Raw genomic sequence first — 21,657 nt, forward strand, 5'->3', positions numbered from 1 at the left:
TATTTAGTTTAATGTTGTAAATATTATCAACAATTTTAGGCAAAAACATATCAAGAAAAACAGTTTTAATTTATAATGAATTAATCATAGCAATTAAAGAATTGAGGTTTTGAATTTGAACACACACACTAAACATATCCCTTGTTTAATTACTATATTTGGCGCAACTGGAGATTTGAGTCATAGAAAATTATTCCCTTCTTTATTCCACTTATATCAACAAGATAATTTAGATGAACATATTGCCATTATTGGCGTTGGTCGAAGAGATTATACTAACGACTTTTTCCGTGAACAAGTTAAACAATCTATTCAAACGCACGTCAAAGATACTGATCGACTCGATGAATTCATAGAACATGTTTTTTATTTTAAAAATGATGTCAATGAAGAAGAAAGTTATCATGAATTATTAGCATTCTCTAATGAACTTGATGATACATTTAAATTAGAAGGTAATCGCCTATTCTATTTAGCAATGGCACCTCAATTCTTTGGACCAATTTCTGATTATTTAAAAGCTTCTGGCTTAACTGAAACTAAAGGATTTAAACGCCTTGTAATTGAAAAACCATTTGGTAGTGATTTTAAATCTGCTGAAAAATTAAATAATCAATTACGACAATCATTTAAAGAAGAAGAAATATACAGAATTGATCACTATCTTGGTAAAGATATGGTGCAAAATATCGAAGTTCTACGATTCGCTAATGCGATGTTTGAACCTCTTTGGAATAATAAGTATATCTCTAATATACAAATCACTTCTTCAGAAATACTAGGTGTTGAAGATCGTGGAGGTTATTATGAATCGAGCGGTGCATTAAAAGATATGGTACAAAACCATATGTTACAAATGGTTGCATTACTAGCAATGGAAGCACCTATTAGTCTTAAAAGTGAAGATATTCGAGCTGAAAAGGTGAAAGTATTAAAATCTTTAAGACAATTAAAACCTGAAGAAGTCAATCAAAACTTTGTGCGTGGACAATATGGAGAAGGAACTATTAATGACCAACGTGTTATCGCTTATAGAGATGAAGATCGTGTTGCATCTGATTCCAATACACCAACCTTTGTTTCTGGAAGATTAACTATCGATAACTTCCGTTGGGCTGGTGTACCATTCTACATTCGTACTGGTAAGCGTATGAAGTCTAAATGTATACAAGTTGTTGTAGAATTTAAAGAAGTTCCTATGAATTTATATTATCAAACGGATCGATTACTAGATTCTAATTTATTAGTTATTAATATTCAACCTAATGAAGGTATTTCATTACACTTAAATGCTAAGAAAAGTATTCAAGGTATCGAAACAAAGCCTGTTCAACTGTCTTATGCTATGAGTGCACAAGATAAAATGAACACAGTAGATGCATATGAAAACTTGTTATTCGATTGTCTTAAAGGTGATGCAACGAACTTTACACATTGGGAAGAACTTAAATCTACATGGAAATTTGTAGACGCTATTCAAGAACATTGGACTATGATTGATCCAAACTTCCCTAACTATAAATCAGGGACAAATGGCCCTATCGAAAGTGATTTATTATTAAGCAGAGACGGAAATCATTGGTGGGACGATATTCAATAAACAGATATACTAGACGTTTCATGTGATAAATGTATAAAGGATAAGACACATTATATTATTTTCACTCATTGAAAATAAGGTCTTGTCCTTTTTAAATTGAATATTGAAAGAGTCATTTAAAAATTTAATTTAATTTTATATTATTGATGTATATTTTTATAAAATAATGTAAAATATTAGTATTGATTGTAAATTTATTGGAGTGAAAGTTTTGGACGTTATCAAGCAGATACAACAGGCAATTGTATATATAGAAGATCATTTATTAGAGCCTTTTAATTTGCAAGATTTAAGTGATTACGTTGGTCTCTCTCCTTACCATCTTGATCAATCGTTTAAAATGATTGTTGGACAACCTCCTGAAAGTTATGCTCACTCTCGAAAAATGACTGAAGCTGCTAAAGAAATGATACAAAGTTCTTCGAGATTAGTTGATGTAGCAAAACGCTATAATTATTTAAGTTCAAATGACTTTGCAAATGATTTTAGTGATTTTCATGGAATATCTCCTATTCAAGCTTCTACTAAAAAAGAAGAACTAAAAATGAATGAACGCTTGTATATTAAATTAACAACTACAGAAAGAGCACCATACCCTTACAGACTAGAAACGACTAAAGACACACCTTTAGTTGGATATGTAAAATATATTGAGGCTAATCAACTATCTAACCCTTACAAAGTTCCTGACTTTTTAGAAGATTTATATTTAGATGGTAAAATAAAAGAATTAAAACGATATAATAATATAAGTCCATATGAGTTATTTGTTATTACATGTCCTTTAGATGAAGGTGTAGAATTATTTGTGGGCGTACCTAGTGAACGTTATCCAGCTCACTTAGAAAGCCGATTGTTACCAGGGCGACACTATGCAAAATTTAATTTGCAAGGTCAAGTGGATTATACTGTTAATGAAGCTTGGTATTATATTGAATCCAGCTTACAACTTACTCTACCTTATGAAAAAAATAGCTTATATGTTGAAATTTATCCTTTTGATCTCTCATTCGAGAACCCGTTCACTAAAATACAATTATGGCTACCTATTAAACAAGAAACTTATGATATAGAATAAAAAAAGCGTTAGATGACTAAGTTATTAAACTTATGTCATCTAACGCTTTACTATTAAAGTTCGGCTACGAATGCTTCAAAAGGTTTCATATTAGTGATATCTAAATCATTTTTATAATTGTGTAGCTTAATTTGAGATGCTTCAACTTCAAATGGTAAATTTAATGATGCAACATGATCTGTTAAATTTCCTGCAACTAGAACTGTTTTATTATTAAGTTTACGTGTGTAAGCAAAAATATTCTCATTCTCATCATCGATTAAATTAAACTCACCATAAGTATATATATCATCGGATTTTTTTAATTTAATTAGACGTTTATAAAAATTAAGAACGGAATCTGAATCTTCGGATTGTTGTGCTACATTTATTGTTTTATAGTTAGGGTTGACTGGGAACCATGGCGTACCTTCAGTAAAACCTCCATTTACTTCATTAGTCCACTGCATAGGTGTTCTAGAATTATCACGATTCTCCATTTTATATTTATCTAATAACTGATTAACATCTCCACCTTGAGATTTAACAATTTGATATTCTGTTTTTACAGCAACATCGTTAAATGTTTCAATACTTTCAAATGGATAGTTTGTCATACCAATTTCTTGACCTTGATAAATAAAAGGTGTGCCTTGTTGTAAGAAATATACCACTGCATGGCTAGTAGCAGATTCAAACCAATACTTTGTATCATCTCCCCAAGTAGAAACACGTCTAGGTTGATCATGATTTTCAATAAATAGTGCATTCCATCCTATACCCTCTAGTTGTTTTTGCCAACGGTTTAATACATTTTTATAAGATAAAACATCAAATTTAGAGTCTCCAGTACTCCATAAACCTAAATGTTCAAATTGGAAAATCATATTGAATTTACCTTCTTTTTCTCCAACCCACTCTTTTGCATTATCTGGATTTACGCCATTTGCTTCGCCAACAGTCATAATGTCATAATGGCTAAGTGATTTGTCCTTCATTTCTTGAAGCCAATCTTGAATGCCTGGTTGATTCATATCAACATCAAATGCTGGAGCGTATTGTTTTCCTTTTGGAACAGGTAAATCACCAGCTTCAAATGTTTTTTTGATATGTGTGATCGCATCGACTCTAAAGCCATCAATTCCTTTTTCGAACCACCAATTCATCATTTTAAAAACAGCTTCTCTAACGTCAGGATTACTCCAATTTAAATCAGGTTGCTTTTTACTAAATAAGTGGAAATAATACTGTTTTGTTGTGTCATCATATTCCCATGTTGAACCATTGAAAATACTTTCCCAATTATTAGGTTCAGAACCGTCAGATTTAGGATCTGCCCAAATATACCAATCTCGTTTAGGATTATCTTTACTAGAACGAGATTCTATAAACCATGGGTGTTCATCAGATGTATGGTTAACAACAAGGTCTAAAATTAATTTCATTCCACGCTTATGAGTCTCAGATAATAAATGATTAAAGTCTTCCATTGTTCCAAATTCTTCCATAATATCTTGATAATCACTAATATCATAACCATTATCATCGTTTGGAGATTTATACATTGGACTAAGCCAAATGACATCAATACCTAAATCTTTCAGATAGTCCAATTTTTCTACCATCCCTGGTAAATCACCAATACCATCATTATTGCTATCATTAAAACTTCTCGGATACACTTGATATGCTACGGCTTCTTTCCACCAATTTTTTTCCATTTATATCGCTCCTTTGAAAGTATTATGTAAATCAATTAACTTTGAAATAATTAATCATAATATTCGAGTTAAATATTTAATAGTCAATGTTAGTCTTCAATATATAATCTAAATTTTTCTGGATTTATATAAATATAAAATAATATGTAATAGCATTATATAGCGATAATCCAGTTATTTAGAAAACGTTTACACCTATATTTATCGTACTAATCGAGTCTCTAAATGTCAACTTGGGATATATCGATTAAATGTAAATTAAATAGCAAGGCTATATGTATTAAGACATCTATACAAAACTGTCATAATAAAAAAATCTGAGACACTTAATGATGTCCCAGATTTTTAATCCTACAATGATTATTCTTCAGTCCATTGAGTATGGAAAATACCATCTTTATCTTTACGTTCATACGTATGTGCACCAAAATAATCACGTTGAGCTTGAATTAAATTAGCAGGTAGATCTTCTGAACGGTAGCTATCATAATAGCTGATACTTGCTGAGAAACCAGGTGTTGGTACGCCATTTTTAACACCAGTAGCAACTACTTCTCTAAGTGCATCTTGATATTCAGTAACAATACCTTTGAAATAAGGGTCTAATAATAAGTTTTGAAGACCTGAATTATTGTCATATGCGTCTTTAATTTTTTGTAAGAATTGAGCACGAATAATACAACCTTCACGCCAAATCATTGCTAAATCACCTAATTTAAGGTTCCATTCATTTTCATTGCTCGCTTTACGCATTTGGGCGAAACCTTGAGCGTATGAACAAATTTTACTCATATATAACGCTTTACGGATTTTTTCTAAGAAGTCTTCTCTATTGCCATCAAAGTTTGATTTAGGGCCACTTAATACTTTCGATGCATTTACGCGTTCTTCTTTAATTGAAGAAATGAAACGTGCAAATACAGATTCAGTAATGATTGTTAATGGTATACCTAATTCTAATGCATTAATTGATGTCCATTTACCAGTTCCTTTTTGACCCGCAGTATCAAGAATTTTTTCTACAAGAGGTTCATTATTTTCATCTAATTTAGTGAAAATATCGCCTGTTATTTCAATTAAATAACTTTCTAATTCTCCAGCATTCCATTCTTTAAACGTTTTAGAAATTTCTTCATGAGACATACCTAATAATTCTTTCATCATTGCATAACTTTCAGCAATTAATTGCATATCAGCATATTCGATACCATTATGAACCATTTTTACATAATGTCCTGCACCATTTGGTCCAATATATTCTACACATGCAGCACCATCTTTTGCTTTAGCAGCAATGGCATCTAAAATATCACTTACTTTGTTGTAAGCTTCTTGTTGACCACCAGGCATTAAAGATGGACCAGTTAACGCTCCGATTTCACCACCAGAAACACCCATTCCAATAAAGTTGATACCACTTTCAGCAAGTGCTTTGTTACGACGAATTGTATCTTGATAGTTTGTATTACCGCCATCAATTAAAATGTCATCGTCATCTAATAAAGGCAATAAGCTATCAATTGTTGCATCTGTAGCAGGACCAGCTTTAACCATTAATAATATTTTACGTGGTTTTTCTAAAGAGTTTACAAAATCTTCTAAAGAATACGTTGGATGAATTTGTTTACCTTCTGATTCCTTAATCATTAAATCTGTTTTATCACTAGAACGGTTATAAACAGATACGCTATAACCACGTGATTCGATATTCCATGCTAGGTTTTTACCCATAACAGCTAAACCTACTACACCTATTTGTTGAGTCATATTACTTACCTCTCTTATTCAATAATTTCATTAGTATTGTATCACAAAAATATAAATGACTTCACTAAAGTAAAATATTATTTCGCTACTAATTCAACAATTTTAATCAATTGATTCGTAAGTTGATTTAAAGCAGCTACAGGAATACGTTCAGAAGTAGTATGAATATGTTCATATCCTACACCTAATATAACAGTTGGAATATGATACGTATTAATAATACTTCCATCTGAACCTCCGCCAGCAATAACAGTTTTACCTGAAAGGCCTAAAATTTTCGCACTTTTTATAGCATATTGAGTTACAGTCTCAGAATCGTTTCTTCTAAAACCAGGATAACTCTTAGAAATTTCAACGTTTGCTTTACCCCCTAATTCTTTTGCTGTCGTTTCGAAAGTCTCTTTCATATGGTTGACTTGATATTCTAAACTTTTATCATTATGCGAACGAGCTTCTCCCTCTAAAATGACTTTATCTGCAACAATATTTGTAGCAGAACCACCATAAAATTTACCAATATTCGCTGTGGTATCTTGATCAATCTGACCTAAATGCATTTTATTAATCGCCTTAGCTGCAATATGAATTGCACTTATACCTTGGTTGGGTTTACTAGCATGTGCTGTTTTCCCATAAATAGTTGTATTGATAATCATTTGAGTTGGAGCACCCACCACTGTTGTTCCAACCGCTTGGCTGGCATCGACAGCATAGCCGAACTCCGCATCTATCAAGTTTTGATCTAATTCTTTAGCACCTTTTAAACCTGCTTCTTCTCCTACAGTGATAATAAATTGAATTTGTCCATGAGGTAATTGTTGTTCGTTTATAGTTTGAATCATTTCTAACAAAGCAGCTATACCTGCTTTATCATCTGCTCCTAATACAGTTGTGCCATTTGAATATACATAGCCATCTTCTTTAAGGATCGGTTTAACGTTAATACCTGGAACAACCGTATCCATATGGCTAGTAAAATAGATTTTAGAAACATGTTCTTTTCCTTTACTACTTGGTAAGGTACAAATTAAATTATTTGCACCTAACCATTCTCTTTTAGACGCATTATCTTCTACAACTTTTAATCCTAAATCTATAAATTTCTTTTTTAGAATGGGTTGTATCGTTTCTTCATTCCCAGTTTCAGAATTAATTTGCACTAACTCTAAAAAAGTATTAAGTAAACGGCGACTATTAATCATTATGAAAACCCCTTTCTTATATAGATAATATTTTAACTGACTTTGACAATTAGAGTAAATAAATTGATTGCCATTTTTATCGAAATCATTTAAGGTTATTTTATATACTATAAGTTATTAATATAACGAATAATCAAATTATTTTAAAGGTTTCAAGGAGCGTTTACATTGAATAATAAAGTGCTAAAGATTATTATCATTATCATGTTAATTGCAGTTGTAGCTGCATTGTTACTTACAAGTCTTGTTCCTCTCATGCATTAAAAATTAATTAGATTAAAAACTATCGACAAAAATTCGAATTTGACGATAGTTTTTATTATTATTTCTTAAAATTATGCAAATAAAAAAGACAAACTTTTTGTATTTAAAGAAAGTTTGTCTTTTTACTTTGATTAGAAGTTAATCTTAGATGTTATATTTCACTATGTAATTTTAAAGAGCCGAATTGAGATTTAATATTTAAATATTCTTCTAATTCATTTAAAATTTGCATCATACTTGCTCTTGATTTTAAAGATTGATGTGATTCTGGCAATGGCAATTCGTCTAATTTTAAACGTATCTCATATAATGAATGTAGTCTTAATACAGTATAATCATTACTATTAACATTATCTCCAATTTCAGCCATTAAATGGGCAACAGTCTCTAACAAAGGATCATTAGCTGAAGTATTATGAATTAATGTTTGGATTCTGCGTAGTATTTCTAGTTGTTCTTCTCTCATATCAAAATAGTGATAATATGAGTTTTCATTTCGCACAAAGTGATTTTTAACGTCTCTAAAAGCAATAGATTTAGCCTTACGAATATTGTTTTCTAATGTATCAAAAGAAATTGACAATTGTTTATTAATATTTAAACATGCTTCACTATATTGTGTAAATATTGTTTTAATTTCATTTTCAATTTCTTTCTTAAAATTACCTAATGTATTATCTAGACTAGGCATAATTAAATTCATTAAAAATGCTATTCCTAAGCCAATGATAAGAAGTAAAATTTCATTAATAATTAAATGAAGCCCAATAACTTTGGCATTAAATACGTGAAGTAAAATGACACAACTTGTCACTACACCTTCTTGAACATTCAACATCACTGTAAGTGGAATAAATAATAAAACAATTAATCCTAAAACGATTGCATTTTGACCAAGTAAATTAAAAATAAATGAACCAAAAAATAACATTAATAAACACGAAACGAATCGAGAACCAATTGCTTGTAGTGAGTGAACCTTAGTATGTTTAATACATAGAACAATGAGGATAGCACTTGAAGCATAGTTATCAAGCCCTATCCATTTAGCTAAAATAACACCTAAAGTAATTCCTACAGCTGTTTTAAGTGTTCTAAATCCAATTCTATAAGGATTTAAAGTTAGCATGTATTGTTCCTCTTATCTTTCTTCACAATACTTATCAAATAACTTTTGAAGTTGATTGATAACATCCATTACGTCATGACCTTCTATTTGATGGCGTTCTATCATTTCAGTAATCTTACCATCTTTCATCAGTGCAAATGAAGGACTTGAAGGTGCGTATCCTTCAAAATAGTCTCTTGCTTGCTGAGTTGCTTCTTTATCTTGACCAGCAAATACAGTAACCAATCTATTAGGTAACTTATCATAATGAAGTGCGTGACTTGCTGCTGGACGCGCTATACCTCCTGCACATCCACAAACAGAATTTATCATTACGAGTGTAGTGCCATCTTGTTTAAATACTTTATCAACTTCATCTGAAGTAGTTAATTGTTCATAACCAGCAGATTCAATTTCATTTCTAGCTTGTTCTACAACACCATTCATATATAAATCAAAATTTAAATCCATTTAGAATCACCTTTCAGTCAATTATTATTTATTGTCATTTTACTAATTTACAACATATAGTTCAAATAGGTTGGTTGTAATATAACAAACTTTTAATAAATATTTGTTGTTTCAATTGAATAGCTTTCAATTCGATTTTTTACTTGCGACATAAATCGTCCAGTTTGAACACCATCTAAAATACGATGATCAATTGAAATACATAAATTAACCATATTTCTTATAGCTATCATATCGTCGATGACAACAGGTTTTTTAACAATTGATTCTACTTGTAAAATTGCTGCTTGAGGATGATTAATAATACCCATTGAAGATACAGAACCAAATGTACCAGTATTATTAACTGTAAAAGTACCACCAGTCATGTCTTCTTGAGCCAGTTGTTGATTTCGAGCTTTTTGTGCTAGTTGATTGATTTCTCTAGCAATACCTTTAATTGATTTTTCATCAGCATTTTTAATTACAGGAACATATAATTTATCTTCATCAGCTACAGCTATTGAAATATTGATGTCTTTATGAATTATAATTTCATTACCATCCCAACTGCTATTAAGTAATGGATTAGATTTCAAAGCTTCTGCTACAGCTTTTACAAAGAAAGCAAAGAAAGTTAAATTATATCCTTCTTGTTTTTTAAACACAGTCTTATAATGATTTCTAGTTTTCACAAGATTTGTAGCATCGACTTCTATCATCATCCAGCCATGTGGAATTTCAGTGGCACTGGTAACCATATTTTGGGCAATTGCTTTTCGCACGCCTTTAACTGATATTGTATAATCGTCTAATGGTTCATTTGATGAAGCGTTATTATTTCTTGAAGTTGTTTCGGAATGATTCGTTATCTGAGTGGTATATGTTTCTTTTGAATTTTGTTGGTTATTTTCTTGAATATAAGTTTCAATATCTTTTTTGGTTACTCTACCTTCAAATCCTGTGCCTGGGACTTGTGATAAATCAATATCGTTTTCTGAAGCTATCTTAAATACGACTGGAGAAAATCTTCCATTATTGATCGAATGCTTAGATGATTGATTTGTGTTAGAAGGCTTAGACTGGCTCTTTACAGAATTACTTTGTGTTTGACTGGGTGTTTCATTAGTTTCGTTAGTATCGTCTTGATTAGAATTTAAAGATGTATCATCGGGTTGAATTTTACAAATGGTTTGATTGATTTCAATCGTTTCACCTTCAGTAGCAATTAACTCTGTAATTGTACCAGAAATAGTTGAAGGAACTTCTGCTGTTACTTTATCTGTAACTACTTCACATAGTGGTTCATATTCATCCACATGATCCCCTTCAGAAACTAACCATTGTTCGATTGTACCTTCATGGACACTTTCTCCTAATTTTGGCATTTTAACATCCATTATGTTACCTCCCTAAAATTGTGCTAACTCACGCATTTTTTTTAATATCTTATCAGGATTCATCATTACTTCATTTTCTAAGTTAGGAGAAAATGGCATTGATGGAACATCAGGACCAGCTAACCGCATAATTGGTGCATCTAATTCAAATAAACAATGTTCGGCTATGATTGCTGAAACTTCAGACATAACACTACCTTCAAGGTTGTCTTCAGTTACAAGCAAAATCTTACCATTTCGTTTAGCGCGTTCAATAATCGTTGTTTTATCTAATGGATAAACTGTTCTTAAGTCAACTACTTCAACATTAATGCCATCTGCCTCTAAAATATCGGCTGCTTGAATACAATAGTTAACACATAAACCATAAGTGAAAACTGTAATATCATCACCTTCACGTTTAACATCAGCTTTACCCAAAGGGATAGTATAGTAAGAATCGGGTACTTCTTCTTTTAAAAATCGGTATGCTTTTTTATGTTCAAAAAATAATACTGGATCATTTGATTCAATTGAAGATAATAATAAACCTTTCGCATCATATGGAGTTGAAGGAATTACAATTGTTAATCCAGGTGTAGACGCAAAGATACTCTCAATACTTTGAGAATGATATAAACCACCATGTACGCCACCACCAAATGGTGCACGAACAGTTAAAGGACATTGCCAATCGTTATTAGAACGATATCGCATTTTAGCAGCTTCACTAATAATTTGATTAACTGCTGGTAAAATAAAATCTGCGAATTGAATTTCAGCTATAGGGCGTTTGCCAAGCATTGCTGCACCAATTGCAGTACCGATAATATTTGATTCTGCTAAAGGCGTATCAATTACACGCAGTTCTCCATATTTTTCTTGCAAACCACGTGTAGCACCGAATACACCACCTTTTCGTCCTACATCTTCTCCTAATATAAAAATATTATTATCTTTTTCCATAGCCAAGTCTTGTGCATTTTGAATGGCTTCTATATAACTCATTTTAGTCATTGAAAATATCTCCTTCCGGATCATACACATATTGATATGTTTCTTCTACATCTGGATATTGAGCATTTTCAGCATCTTTTGTAGCTTTATCTATAATAGATTTATGTGCATTATCTAATTCGTTTAACCAATCTTCATCAATAATGCCTAAATCGAGTAATTCATTTTTGAATTTAAGATTACAGTCAGATGTCTTGAAAGCATCTCTTTCTTCTTTAGAACGATATGTATCATCATCATCAGAAGAATGAGGAGTCATTCGAGTAGTAATAGCTTCAATCAACGTTGCTCCTTCGCCATTAAGTGCCCTTTCTCTTGCTTCTTTCATTGCTTTGTACATCGCAATTGGATCATTTCCATCTACAGTTTCTCCATGAATACCATAACCTATTGCTCTATCAGATAGATGCGTTGCTGCATATTGTAATGAATCAGGGACTGAAATTGCGTATTTATTATTAATAATTACACATACAAACGGTAATTTATGGACTCCAGCAAAATTCAATCCTTCATGAAAATCTCCTTGATTAGAACTACCTTCTCCTACAGTAGCAGTTGCTATATTAGATTGTTGATTCATTTTTAATGCTAATGCTGCGCCTACTGAGTGAGGGATTTGTGTTGCTACCGGAGAACTTTGAGATAAAATACCTTTTTCTCTATGACTAAAATGAGAAGGCATTTGTTTTCCTCCAGAATTAATGTCATCCTTTTTACCGAAAGAAGCTAACATTGTATCATAAGGTGAAATCCCCATATATGTAACGAAAGCTAAATCTCTATAATACGGAGATGAAATATCTCCTTCTTTCATTGCATACGCCATACCAATTTGAGTGGCTTCTTGTCCTTGACCACTTACTACAAAGGGTATTTTTCCAGCACGGTTAAGTAACCATAGGCGTTCATCTAGTTTTCGTCCTAGGTCCATCCATTTATATATTTCTCTCAAATCTTCATCTGTAAGTCCCACAGATTTGTAGTCAATCATTTTACTTCCTCCTTTAAACGTGGATCGCTCTGTTTTCAGCCTTTAGCCCAAGTTCCATCAATATTTCAGACAATGACGGATGTGCATGAGTCGTTAATCCTAATTCTAATGTTGATCCATTCATAAATTGTAATAAAGCAACTTCATTTATTAACTCTGTGACATGTGGGCCTACCATACTTATTCCAATAATATCTCCATTATCTTTATTTAATATAATTTCACAAAAACCACGTTTATTTTTAGTTTCTTCAATAACTGCTTTTCCAATAGCATTAAAAGGAACTTTATAACTTGTTGCCTTAATATTTTGAGATTTAGCAGTTTCTATATTTAAACCGATAGATGCGACTTCTGGATAAGTATAAACACATTTGGGCATTAAATGATAATTCACTGGAAGCGGATGATCATTAAACATATGTTCAACTGCAGTGATTCCTTCTTTAGAAGCTACGTGAGCTAATTGTAATGTTCCGATACAATCACCTGCCGCATAAAGATGCTTATCACTCGTTTGTTGAAATTCATTTACTTTGATATACCCATGAGTATCTAATTGAATTTTAGTATTCTGAATACCAATATCACTTGTATTAGGTACACGACCTACTGCAACTAATATTTTATCAACTGTAATAGTAGTTTTTTCATTTATATTTATTTGAATGACATCATTTTTATGTATGATATTCTCTTCACTTAGTTGGCAATCCTCAAAAAATTCTACACCTCGTTCAATTAAACTATCTCTTAAAAATGTAGAAATGGATTTACTGTCAGAAGGTAATATACGTTTACCTGCTTCAATCACTTTAACATTTACATTTAAATCAGTTAGTAAGGAAGCAAATTCAAGGCCAATCACACCGCCCCCGACAATAGCAATACTGTCTGGAAGTGTATCAATTTGTAATATATCATCGCTCGATAAAATATTCTGATGATTAATTTCTAAAAATGGTAATGTTTGAGGACGTGACCCTGTAGCGATAAGTACAAATTGATTTGGAAGTAACTCTGAGCTGCCATCTTCGTATTCAACAGAAATTGTTCCGCTTTGTGGAGAAAATATAGAAGTTCCCATAATACGTCCTATACCATTATAAATATCAATATGATTTTTTTGCATTAAACTTTGAACGCCATTATGCATTTGATTAACAATATCCGTTTTTCGATTCATCATTTTTTCAAAATTAATATGTAAATCGTTTGTGTCTATACCAAATTCTGAAGATTGTCTAACAGTACGAGTCACTTCAGCAGATTTAAGTAGCGCTTTAGTAGGAATACACCCTTTATGTAAACATGTGCCACCTAATAATGATTTCTCTACAATTGCTACCTTTTTTTCTAATTGAGAAGCACGAATCGCTGCTACGTATCCTGCTGTCCCACCACCTAAAACAACTAAGTCATATTGTTTTTCAGACATTTTGATACTCCTTATTAATCAGATTTAAAGGTTAGAATTGAAAAGTGTGAATCAACAATTTGAATATAAAAAAATAACATTATACTCAGTATGTTCTATTTCTTTTCGACATCCAACCTTAATTTAAATTATTCAATTATAAACTATTTATGATTTTGAGCAATCATTTCTCTAGCATTTTCTCTTGTTAATTCAGTTACACTTGCTCCGGAAATCATACGAGCAATTTCGTCAATTTTATCTTCTTTTTTTAACTCTTTCACTTGAGTTGTTGTACGATCATTCTTAGACATTTTACTAATTAATAAGTGATGATCACTCATAGAAGCTACTTGCGGTAAGTGAGATATACAGATAACTTGAATATATTTTGCAATATCTCTCATTTTTTCAGCCATTTTTTGAGCTGCTTGACCAGAAACCCCCGAATCAACTTCATCAAACAAAATAGCGGTTTGACCTCTTGATTCAACGAATATACTTTTTAACGCTAGCATAATACGAGAAAGCTCTCCGCCAGAAGCTATTTTATTTAAACTTTTAAGTGGTTCTCCCTTATTAGGACTAATTAGAAACTCTACAAACTCAATTCCTTCTATTGTAGGAGTTTCTAAGGGCTGAAATGAAATTTCGAGGTTAGCATCTTTCATTTGTAAATTTTGAATTTCAGCCACGATATGATCCCGTAACGTTCGAGCTACAATTCGTCTTTCCTTTGATAATGACTGTCCATATTTTATTACTTTTTCATAAAGCAGGTCAATTTCTTCTTTTAATTGAGAAGTACTTTCTTCATAATTTTCAATCTTAGCAATTTCACTTTCTAATTTCGATTGATAAGTAATAAGTTCATCAATAGTTTTACCGTACTTACGTTTAAGATTATTCAGTAAGTTCATTCTAGATTCTAATTCATTAAGTAATTGTTCATCGAATTCAGTATTTGACATTTCATCGTACAGTTCATGTTTAGCATCCTCTAAGGTATAGTAGAACTGATCAATATCTTCTTTAAGTTTTTTAAATCTACCTGGAATAATGTCATCAATAGTTTGTAAATGATTACTTAATTCATATAAACGGTCGGTGATAGCATGTTCATCTGTAAGTGTGACATGCGCATTGTTTAATGCTAAACTTAATTTTTCAGAATTTTGGATTCGTTTTATATCAGATTCTAATTGAGTAATTTCACCTTCTTTTAGAGAAGCTTCTTGCAATTCCTCAAATTGAAACTTCATTAAATCAAGACGTTGCAATAATGCTTGATCAGCAGACTGTAACTCTTCAAGTTCTTTTTTCTTTTCTTTATATTCATTAAATGTAGTTTCATATTGTTCTTTAACACGGCTATATTGATTTTCAGCATAATCATCTAATAATTTTAAATGATATTTTTGTTTTAATAACGTTTGCGTTTCATGTTGGCCATGTATGTCTAAAAGTTCTTGCATCACTTTTCTTAGATCTTGAAGTGTAACAATTTGATTATTAATACGACAAATACTTTTTCCAGAACTAAAAATCTCTCTTTTTACTAATAGAAAGTCTTCATCAATATCAATATCTAACTCATTTAAAACTGAAATGGCCTCTTTACTATTATCAATATCAAAAATCCCTTCGATAATTGCTTTTTTCTCTCCATGTCTTACAAAATCAGAAGAGGCACGCATACCAATAAGTTGGCCTATTGCATCTATAATAATTGATTTACCAGATCCAGTTTCACCACTAAGCACAGTTAAACCATCAGAAAAATGAATTTCGAGTTCATCTATAATTGCAAATTGCTTTATTGATAAGGTTTGTAACATAGATTAATCGCATCCTTATAATAAATTGAAAATTCTTGTTTTAATTGTATGACTTGCTTCTTCATCTCTGCATATTAATAGACAGGTATCATCACCACAAATAGTTCCTAATACTTCATCCCAATCAATTTGATCTAAGATTGCTCCGATAGATTGAGCATTACCAGGAAGCGTTTTTAGTACGAGTAGGTTTCCTGTTCCTTCAATATTTACAAATGAATCCATTAAGTATCTACCTAATTTTTCTAAAGGATGGTACTTTCTATCGTTGGGGAGGCTGTATACATATTGTCCTGATGAAGCAGGTACTTTAATTAATTGCAATTCTTTAATGTCACGAGAGACAGTCGCTTGAGTAACATTTAGGTCGTATTCATTTAGACGTTTTACAAGTTCATCTTGTGTTTCAATTTGTTCACTTGAAATAATCTCTCTTATTTTTATATGTCTTACAGATTTTTTTGCCATTATGAACACTCCTAGTTTCGAATATTTATACAATGATTTTAACACAACGTTATTTTAACTACTACTAAAGTTATCCTTTAGAAAGGTTGATTTGAAGAAAGATATTATTATTTATGATACGTATTATCATATTTTCTATTTAAATTAAATTTAAATTTATATACATTTATGCATTATAAATCATTGAAAGTAGATTACTAAAACAAAAAACTCTTTAAAGATTATTGTTTTAGTAATCTTTAAAGAGAAAAACTCTAACTATTAATGGTCACGTGAATAAAATAAATCTACAATTTCTAGAAGCGGTTCAACATCATATTGTGATTTCAATTGATTAACTGCATCTATTGCAGCATCTTTATGATATTTTAGTTTTTCTTCAGCGCCTGATTTACCAAGTAAAGAAACATAAGTACTTTTATGGTTTTCTACATCGCTTCCCACTTTTTTACCCAATTTTTTCTCGTCACCATAAACATCTAATAAATCATCTTTTATTTGAAACATTAGGCCTAAGTGTTCACTGAAACAATCTAATGTATTTAAAGTTTCATCATTTACATTGGCAATATCCGCAGCACTTAAAATAGAAAATTTTAAAAGAGCTCCAGTTTTTGCCTTATGAATTTGCTCTAGAGTATGTAATTCTATTGGAGTATTCTCACTATCCATATCTAAGGTTTGGCCACCGACCATGCCGAGATTGCCACTATCATGTGCTAGTCTTGAAATAACTTTTACTTTTGTTTCAGCTTCTAAGTTTTTATCATTTGCAATTAGTTCAAATGCTTTTGTTAGTAAGGCATCTCCCGCTAAAATCGCTTTCCATTCTCCGTACACTTTATGATTTGTTAATTTTCCTCTTCTAAAATCATCATTGTCCATTGCAGGCAAATCATCATGTATAAGTGAATAAGTATGAATCATTTCTAATGCCAGTGCGGTTTGTAACCCTTTTTTATAATTTTCATTTAACACTTCTAAAGTGAGTAATACAAGCACTGGACGAATTCTTTTACCACCAGCATCAAGTGAATATTGCATACTTTCCTCTAGTTTAGTATTTAATGGAGACGATTTTATAATACCGTCAAGATTATTATTTATAATTTCAATCAATTCATTCATTGATTTCTTCAACATCATCTTCATCCTTTGTTTCTTCTTTGATTAATTGATTTACTTTATTTTCAGCATCTTTCAAAGTTTTGTCACAAGCAGATGATAATTTCATACCACGTTGATATAAATCAAGAGATTCTTCTAATGAAACAGTTTCATTATCTAACTTTTGAACTATACTTTCTAATTCTTTCATCATTTCTTCAAAACTTTGTTGTTCTTTACTCATCTTCACACCTTACTTTCTTAACTATAGCATCTATATTACCGTCTTTCATTGATAATGTGATTTCATCTTGTTCATTTAAATCGTGTGTGCTTGTAATGACTTTATTATCCTTATTAACAATTGAATATCCTCTTAACATTGTATTAGTTGGACTAAGTTGATTTAATTGCTCAATTTTATTTTTTAAATTAGCTTTATTATGATTAATTAAGTTATATGTTAAATTTATTAATCTATTTTCATTATTACGGCTCATTTTTTGATATTGTACAATTAAATCATTTAATCTTCTTATATTAAAATGTTGACGCAATACAGTGATATTGTTTCTATTTTTTTCAATATTTAACGTTAAACGTTGTGTTAGTTTTTTCTCTAAATCGTCTCTTCGTTGAATCTGTTGATCATATAATAATGTAGGTTGCTTAAATTTATAATATGATGACAAATAATCTAATTGTTTATGTTGTTTTTCTACTAGTTGTTTAATACTTTTAGTAAGAGAAAATCGATACTGATGTATTTGTTGAATGAGTTCGTACTGATCTGGTGTAGCGATAACAGCAGCTTGAGTAGGTGTTGCTGCTCTCATATCTGCTACAAAATCACTAAGAGTAAAATCAGTTTCATGTCCTACAGCTGAGATAATTGGTGTATGACACTCATATATAGCTCGAACAACTTCTTCTTCATTGAAATTCCATAAATCTTCAATAGAGCCGCCTCCACGGCCTAAAATGATGGTATCTACTCCTAAAGTATCTGCATACTTAATTTTTTCAATAATGTCATTTTTAGCATTAATACCTTGCACTAATGTACTAATTGATATTTTTTCTACTAGAGGGTATCTACTATCTATGGTAGTGTGAATATCTCTGATTGCTGCTCCAGTATCAGCTGTAAGAATAGCAATTTTTTTAGGAAATCTAGGGATTGCTTTTTTATGATTTTGATTAAAAATTCCCTGCTTATTTAGTTTTTCTTTTAATTGCTCTAGCTTTTGGTATAAATTTCCTATACCATCAATTTCCATTTTATTAACATAAATTTGATAATTTCCTCTACGTTCATAAACTGAAACTCGAGCTTCTAATAAAACTTCGTCTCCTTCTTTAGGACCAAATGTTAGTTTAGAAGCATTTCCCTTAAACATCATAGCACTTATCACACTATTTTTATCTTTCACATTAAAATAAAGATGACCACTAGAATGTTTTTTAAAGTTTGAGAGTTCACCTTTTAAGAGGATAGATTGTAAGTGTGGATCTTGATCAAATTTATATTTAATATATTTAGTTAAAGTAGAGATACTTAAATATTCTGACATGATTCATCACTCAAATATGTTTATTTTATATTACTTAAGACACCGTTTATAAATTTATAATGACCTTCATCACTAAATTGTTTTGTTAGCTCTACTGCTTCATTAATGATGACTTTAGGAGGCGTATCACTATGAAGCAATTCAAAGGTAGCCATTCTTAAAATAATACGATCCGTTTTTAATAATCGTTGTATAGACCAGTCTTTTAATTTTGGTTCAATTGTTTGATCTAAAACTTGTTCATGATCTTTCACTCCTGTAACAAGCCAATGAATGAACTCAAAATCTAAGTCTGGATAATCGTCTTTTATAAAATTTATAGCTTCATTGATTGTTAAATCTGTATTTTTCATTTCTAGTTGAAACAATGTCTGAAATGCTTGTTTTCTTGATTCTTTACGACTCATAAGAAACTCCTTTGTATTATGGTAACTTTGATTTATTCAGCTGTAATGTGCATGATATGAATGTTAATTTCTTTGGGTTCGATAGCAGTCATTGTTTTAATGGAATTAAAAATAGAAGTCTGAATTTTACTTGCAACTTTAGCTATTTTTATTCCATGTTTAATAGAGCAATAAACATCAATATGAATACCATCATCTTTAGTATTAACTTTTAAATTTTTATTTAAATTTTTACGACTTATTTTTTCAATATTACTCTTTCTTAGTTCATAAAAATGTCCAGTCACTCCTTCAACTTCAGAAACAGCAATACTTGCTATTACTGAAATAACTTCTGGTACAATTTCTACTTTACCTAAATTAGCATGTGAATAATCTGCTACATTTACCATTATTTTATCCTCCTATTCACTCTCAGCCATAATATTATACTTTTCTAAAAAGTTTGTATTATAATCTCCAGATTTAAAAATATCATTATTCATTAATTTAAGATGGAATGGAATTGTTGTATCTATTCCTAGAATTAAATATTCACTTAGTGCTCGAATCCCAGTCATTATTGCTTCATCTCTGGTAGGTTCATGCACAATCAATTTTGCTACCATTGAGTCATAATAAGGTGGAATCGTATAGTTTGTATAACATGCTGATTCGATTCTTACTCCGTATCCTCCTGGCGCAAGGTATTGTGTGATTTTACCTGGTGAAGGCATAAAATTTTTATAAGGATTTTCAGCATTAATTCTATATTCAATGGCATGGCCATTTATTGTAATATCATCTTGCTTATAAGGTAGCGGTTCTCCCATAGCAACTTTTAATTGCAATTTCACTAAGTCTACACCGGTTACCATTTCAGTAACTGGATGTTCTACTTGAATTCGTGTATTCATTTCCATAAAATAGAATTTATTTTCATTTAAATCATATATGAATTCTATAGTACCAGCATTTTCATAATTCACTGCTTTAGCTGCGCGAATAGCGGCTTTACCCATCTCTTTACGTTTTTCATCTGTAAGTATTGGCGAAGGTGACTCTTCTACTAATTTTTGCATACGTCTTTGAATTGTGCAGTCACGTTCGCCTAAATGAATTACATTACCGAATTGATCACCAATCACTTGAATTTCAATATGACGGAAATTTTCAATGAATTTTTCTAAGTATAATCCACCATTACCGAAAGCTGTTTGCGCTTCTTGTTGTGTCATACGGTAACCATTTTCTAAATCGTTCTCATTTCGTGCAACGCGAATTCCTTTACCTCCGCCACCAGCAGTAGCTTTAATAATAACTGGATATCCTATCTGTTTAGCCACTTTTTTAGCATCTTCAATCGAATCAATTAATCCATCACTTCCTGGTACTACAGGCACGTTAGCTGCTATCATTTCAGCTTTAGCTACATCTTTAATACCCATTTTTTGAATGGATTGATAACTTGGTCCAATAAATTTTAATTGGCAAGCTTCACAAAGTTCAGCGAAATCACCATTTTCGGCTAAAAAGCCATAACCTGGATGAATTGCATCACATCCTGTTGAAGTCGCTATAGATAGGATGTTTGGAATATTTAAATATGAATCTTTAGACTGAGTTGGACCGACACAATATGCTTCATCAGCGATTTGAGTATGTAATGCATCTTTATCTCCCTCAGAATATATAGCAACAGTTTGAATACCTAAATCATGACAAGCTCTAATAATTCTAACTGCAATCTCACCACGATTTGCGATTAATACTTTTTTCATTATTTCACCTTAAATAACGGCTGGCCATACTCTACCATTTGTCCGTCTTCCACTAAAATTTCAACGATTTCTCCTGTGACTTCTGCTTGAATTTCATTAAATAATTTCATGGCTTCTAAGATACATACAGTTGAATCATTAGTGACTTTATCCCCAACTTGTACATAAGCTTCCTCTTCAGGTGATGGAGATTTATAAAAAGTCCCTACCATCGGGGCATTAATTGTTTCGTAGTTTGACGTTTCATTTTCTTGGTTTACTTCACTAGTTTGAGACATTTCATTTGCCATTGGTGTTTGTACAGATGGTTGAGATGCCATCACTGTTGGTTGTTGTGAATATTGAGGCGTAATAATTTCAGTTTCTTTTTGTTTTTTTAAATTAACTACGCTACCTTTATTATCTTCTATATTAATTTCAGTTAAACTTGATTCATCAAGAATTTGAATTAATTCTTTAATTTCTTTAAAGTTCATAATTTAATGACTCCTCGACTTAGTTTTCATCTACCCATCTATTTTACTTGA

At 31.1% G+C, this 21,657-nt stretch carries 21 protein-coding genes; 3 read left to right on the forward strand and 18 right to left on the reverse strand.

Features of this window, described 5'->3' with window-relative positions; genetic code table 11:
* The first annotated feature begins 115 nt into the window (after positions 1 to 115).
* Together zwf and HMPREF2578_RS04890 are read left to right on the forward strand one after the other, a co-directional pair.
* On the forward strand, positions 116 to 1,600 hold the full coding sequence (gene zwf / locus HMPREF2578_RS04885) for a glucose-6-phosphate dehydrogenase (RefSeq protein WP_017176267.1): 1,485 nt from the start codon (positions 116 to 118) through the stop codon (positions 1,598 to 1,600).
* A gap of 211 nt (positions 1,601 to 1,811) precedes the next feature.
* Complete coding sequence (locus tag HMPREF2578_RS04890) at positions 1,812 to 2,678, forward strand: AraC family transcriptional regulator (protein ID WP_017176266.1); 867 nt, start codon at positions 1,812 to 1,814, stop codon at positions 2,676 to 2,678.
* A 53-nt stretch (positions 2,679 to 2,731) separates the two neighbouring features.
* Here the strand turns inward: HMPREF2578_RS04890 and HMPREF2578_RS04895 are convergent, their stop codons facing one another.
* The 3 genes from HMPREF2578_RS04895 to HMPREF2578_RS04905 all read right to left on the reverse strand — a co-directional run bounded on the left by HMPREF2578_RS04895 (position 2,732) and on the right by HMPREF2578_RS04905 (position 7,347).
* On the reverse strand, positions 2,732 to 4,378 hold the full coding sequence (locus HMPREF2578_RS04895; RefSeq protein ID WP_017176265.1) for a glycoside hydrolase family 13 protein: 1,647 nt from the start codon (positions 4,376 to 4,378) through the stop codon (positions 2,732 to 2,734).
* 360 nt (positions 4,379 to 4,738) lie between these two features.
* Positions 4,739 to 6,145 carry an NADP-dependent phosphogluconate dehydrogenase gene (gndA, locus tag HMPREF2578_RS04900; RefSeq protein ID WP_017176264.1) on the reverse strand — a complete coding sequence of 469 codons (1,407 nt, stop codon included), beginning with the start codon at positions 6,143 to 6,145 and terminating at the stop codon, positions 4,739 to 4,741.
* A gap of 77 nt (positions 6,146 to 6,222) precedes the next feature.
* Complete coding sequence (locus HMPREF2578_RS04905; RefSeq protein WP_017176263.1) at positions 6,223 to 7,347, reverse strand: M20/M25/M40 family metallo-hydrolase; 1,125 nt, start codon at positions 7,345 to 7,347, stop codon at positions 6,223 to 6,225.
* A gap of 168 nt (positions 7,348 to 7,515) precedes the next feature.
* Here HMPREF2578_RS04905 and prli42 point away from each other — a divergent pair, with 168 nt between their 5' ends.
* Positions 7,516 to 7,611, forward strand: a complete 96-nt coding sequence (gene prli42, locus HMPREF2578_RS11120) for a stressosome-associated protein Prli42 (RefSeq protein WP_017176262.1) — start codon at positions 7,516 to 7,518, stop codon at positions 7,609 to 7,611.
* A gap of 151 nt (positions 7,612 to 7,762) precedes the next feature.
* On the opposite strand, the gene HMPREF2578_RS04910 is transcribed toward prli42, so the two are convergent.
* The 15 genes from HMPREF2578_RS04910 to accB all read right to left on the reverse strand — a co-directional run bounded on the left by HMPREF2578_RS04910 (position 7,763) and on the right by accB (position 21,606).
* Positions 7,763 to 8,740, reverse strand: a complete 978-nt coding sequence (locus HMPREF2578_RS04910) for an aromatic acid exporter family protein (RefSeq protein ID WP_017176261.1) — start codon at positions 8,738 to 8,740, stop codon at positions 7,763 to 7,765.
* A gap of 12 nt (positions 8,741 to 8,752) precedes the next feature.
* Positions 8,753 to 9,190, reverse strand: coding sequence for a bacilliredoxin BrxB (gene brxB, locus HMPREF2578_RS04915; protein ID WP_017176260.1), 438 nt, complete (start codon positions 9,188 to 9,190; stop codon positions 8,753 to 8,755).
* A gap of 92 nt (positions 9,191 to 9,282) precedes the next feature.
* Positions 9,283 to 10,569 (reverse strand): dihydrolipoamide acetyltransferase family protein, encoded by a 1,287-nt coding sequence (locus HMPREF2578_RS04920; RefSeq protein WP_017176259.1) that lies wholly within the window; start codon positions 10,567 to 10,569, stop codon positions 9,283 to 9,285.
* Between the two features lie 12 nt (positions 10,570 to 10,581).
* Complete coding sequence (locus tag HMPREF2578_RS04925) at positions 10,582 to 11,565, reverse strand: alpha-ketoacid dehydrogenase subunit beta (RefSeq protein ID WP_002449713.1); 984 nt, start codon at positions 11,563 to 11,565, stop codon at positions 10,582 to 10,584.
* Positions 11,558 to 12,559 (reverse strand): thiamine pyrophosphate-dependent dehydrogenase E1 component subunit alpha, encoded by a 1,002-nt coding sequence (locus HMPREF2578_RS04930; protein ID WP_017176258.1) that lies wholly within the window; start codon positions 12,557 to 12,559, stop codon positions 11,558 to 11,560. The genes HMPREF2578_RS04925 and HMPREF2578_RS04930 overlap by 8 nt, the downstream gene beginning before the upstream one ends.
* Before the next feature lie 13 nt (positions 12,560 to 12,572).
* Complete coding sequence (lpdA, locus tag HMPREF2578_RS04935) at positions 12,573 to 13,997, reverse strand: dihydrolipoyl dehydrogenase (RefSeq protein ID WP_017176257.1); 1,425 nt, start codon at positions 13,995 to 13,997, stop codon at positions 12,573 to 12,575.
* Positions 13,998 to 14,140: 143 nt separating this feature from the next.
* On the reverse strand, positions 14,141 to 15,814 hold the full coding sequence (gene recN / locus HMPREF2578_RS04940; RefSeq protein WP_017176256.1) for a DNA repair protein RecN: 1,674 nt from the start codon (positions 15,812 to 15,814) through the stop codon (positions 14,141 to 14,143).
* A gap of 15 nt (positions 15,815 to 15,829) precedes the next feature.
* Complete coding sequence (gene ahrC, locus HMPREF2578_RS04945) at positions 15,830 to 16,282, reverse strand: transcriptional regulator AhrC/ArgR (RefSeq protein WP_002449839.1); 453 nt, start codon at positions 16,280 to 16,282, stop codon at positions 15,830 to 15,832.
* A gap of 261 nt (positions 16,283 to 16,543) precedes the next feature.
* Entirely contained in the window at positions 16,544 to 17,425 is an 882-nt protein-coding gene (locus HMPREF2578_RS04950) for a polyprenyl synthetase family protein (protein ID WP_037541048.1), read from the reverse strand.
* Positions 17,403 to 17,633, reverse strand: a complete 231-nt coding sequence (locus HMPREF2578_RS04955; protein WP_017176254.1) for an exodeoxyribonuclease VII small subunit — start codon at positions 17,631 to 17,633, stop codon at positions 17,403 to 17,405. Before HMPREF2578_RS04955 ends, HMPREF2578_RS04950 begins: the two co-directional genes overlap by 23 nt.
* On the reverse strand, positions 17,626 to 18,963 hold the full coding sequence (xseA, locus tag HMPREF2578_RS04960; RefSeq protein WP_017176253.1) for an exodeoxyribonuclease VII large subunit: 1,338 nt from the start codon (positions 18,961 to 18,963) through the stop codon (positions 17,626 to 17,628). The genes HMPREF2578_RS04955 and xseA overlap by 8 nt, the downstream gene beginning before the upstream one ends.
* A 20-nt stretch (positions 18,964 to 18,983) precedes the next feature.
* A complete protein-coding gene (gene nusB, locus HMPREF2578_RS04965) occupies positions 18,984 to 19,370 on the reverse strand; it encodes a transcription antitermination factor NusB (protein WP_017176252.1) in 387 nt (128 codons plus the stop codon).
* A 32-nt stretch (positions 19,371 to 19,402) separates the two neighbouring features.
* Positions 19,403 to 19,762 carry an Asp23/Gls24 family envelope stress response protein gene (locus tag HMPREF2578_RS04970; protein ID WP_017176251.1) on the reverse strand — a complete coding sequence of 120 codons (360 nt, stop codon included), beginning with the start codon at positions 19,760 to 19,762 and terminating at the stop codon, positions 19,403 to 19,405.
* 12 nt (positions 19,763 to 19,774) lie between these two features.
* Positions 19,775 to 21,130 (reverse strand): acetyl-CoA carboxylase biotin carboxylase subunit, encoded by a 1,356-nt coding sequence (gene accC, locus HMPREF2578_RS04975; RefSeq protein WP_017176250.1) that lies wholly within the window; start codon positions 21,128 to 21,130, stop codon positions 19,775 to 19,777.
* Positions 21,130 to 21,606 carry an acetyl-CoA carboxylase biotin carboxyl carrier protein gene (gene accB, locus HMPREF2578_RS04980; protein ID WP_002449862.1) on the reverse strand — a complete coding sequence of 159 codons (477 nt, stop codon included), beginning with the start codon at positions 21,604 to 21,606 and terminating at the stop codon, positions 21,130 to 21,132. Before accB ends, accC begins: the two co-directional genes overlap by 1 nt.
* Positions 21,607 to 21,657 lie beyond the last annotated feature (51 nt).

Origin of the sequence: Staphylococcus sp. HMSC072H03, from assembly GCF_001809305.1 — a bacterium.
Lineage (GTDB): Bacteria > Bacillota > Bacilli > Staphylococcales > Staphylococcaceae > Staphylococcus > Staphylococcus hominis.

Bases quoted from the DNA above. Each gene is read 5' to 3' on its own strand.
- HMPREF2578_RS04895 (WP_017176265.1), bottom strand. From the start codon at position 4,378: ATGGAAAAAAATTGGTGGAAAGAAGCCGTAGCATATCAAGTGTATCCG.
- gndA (WP_017176264.1), bottom strand. From the start codon at position 6,145: ATGACTCAACAAATAGGTGTAGTAGGTTTAGCTGTTATGGGTAAAAAC.
- HMPREF2578_RS04905 (WP_017176263.1), bottom strand. From the start codon at position 7,347: ATGATTAATAGTCGCCGTTTACTTAATACTTTTTTAGAGTTAGTGCAA.
- HMPREF2578_RS04910 (WP_017176261.1), bottom strand. From the start codon at position 8,740: ATGCTAACTTTAAATCCTTATAGAATTGGATTTAGAACACTTAAAACA.
- brxB (WP_017176260.1), bottom strand. From the start codon at position 9,190: ATGGATTTAAATTTTGATTTATATATGAATGGTGTTGTAGAACAAGCT.
- HMPREF2578_RS04920 (WP_017176259.1), bottom strand. From the start codon at position 10,569: ATGGATGTTAAAATGCCAAAATTAGGAGAAAGTGTCCATGAAGGTACA.
- HMPREF2578_RS04925 (WP_002449713.1), bottom strand. From the start codon at position 11,565: ATGACTAAAATGAGTTATATAGAAGCCATTCAAAATGCACAAGACTTG.
- HMPREF2578_RS04930 (WP_017176258.1), bottom strand. From the start codon at position 12,559: ATGATTGACTACAAATCTGTGGGACTTACAGATGAAGATTTGAGAGAA.
- lpdA (WP_017176257.1), bottom strand. From the start codon at position 13,997: ATGTCTGAAAAACAATATGACTTAGTTGTTTTAGGTGGTGGGACAGCA.
- recN (WP_017176256.1), bottom strand. From the start codon at position 15,814: ATGTTACAAACCTTATCAATAAAGCAATTTGCAATTATAGATGAACTC.
- ahrC (WP_002449839.1), bottom strand. From the start codon at position 16,282: ATGGCAAAAAAATCTGTAAGACATATAAAAATAAGAGAGATTATTTCA.
- HMPREF2578_RS04950 (WP_037541048.1), bottom strand. From the start codon at position 17,425: ATGTTGAAGAAATCAATGAATGAATTGATTGAAATTATAAATAATAAT.
- HMPREF2578_RS04955 (WP_017176254.1), bottom strand. From the start codon at position 17,633: ATGAGTAAAGAACAACAAAGTTTTGAAGAAATGATGAAAGAATTAGAA.
- xseA (WP_017176253.1), bottom strand. From the start codon at position 18,963: ATGTCAGAATATTTAAGTATCTCTACTTTAACTAAATATATTAAATAT.
- nusB (WP_017176252.1), bottom strand. From the start codon at position 19,370: ATGAGTCGTAAAGAATCAAGAAAACAAGCATTTCAGACATTGTTTCAA.
- HMPREF2578_RS04970 (WP_017176251.1), bottom strand. From the start codon at position 19,762: ATGGTAAATGTAGCAGATTATTCACATGCTAATTTAGGTAAAGTAGAA.
- accC (WP_017176250.1), bottom strand. From the start codon at position 21,130: ATGAAAAAAGTATTAATCGCAAATCGTGGTGAGATTGCAGTTAGAATT.
- accB (WP_002449862.1), bottom strand. From the start codon at position 21,606: ATGAACTTTAAAGAAATTAAAGAATTAATTCAAATTCTTGATGAATCA.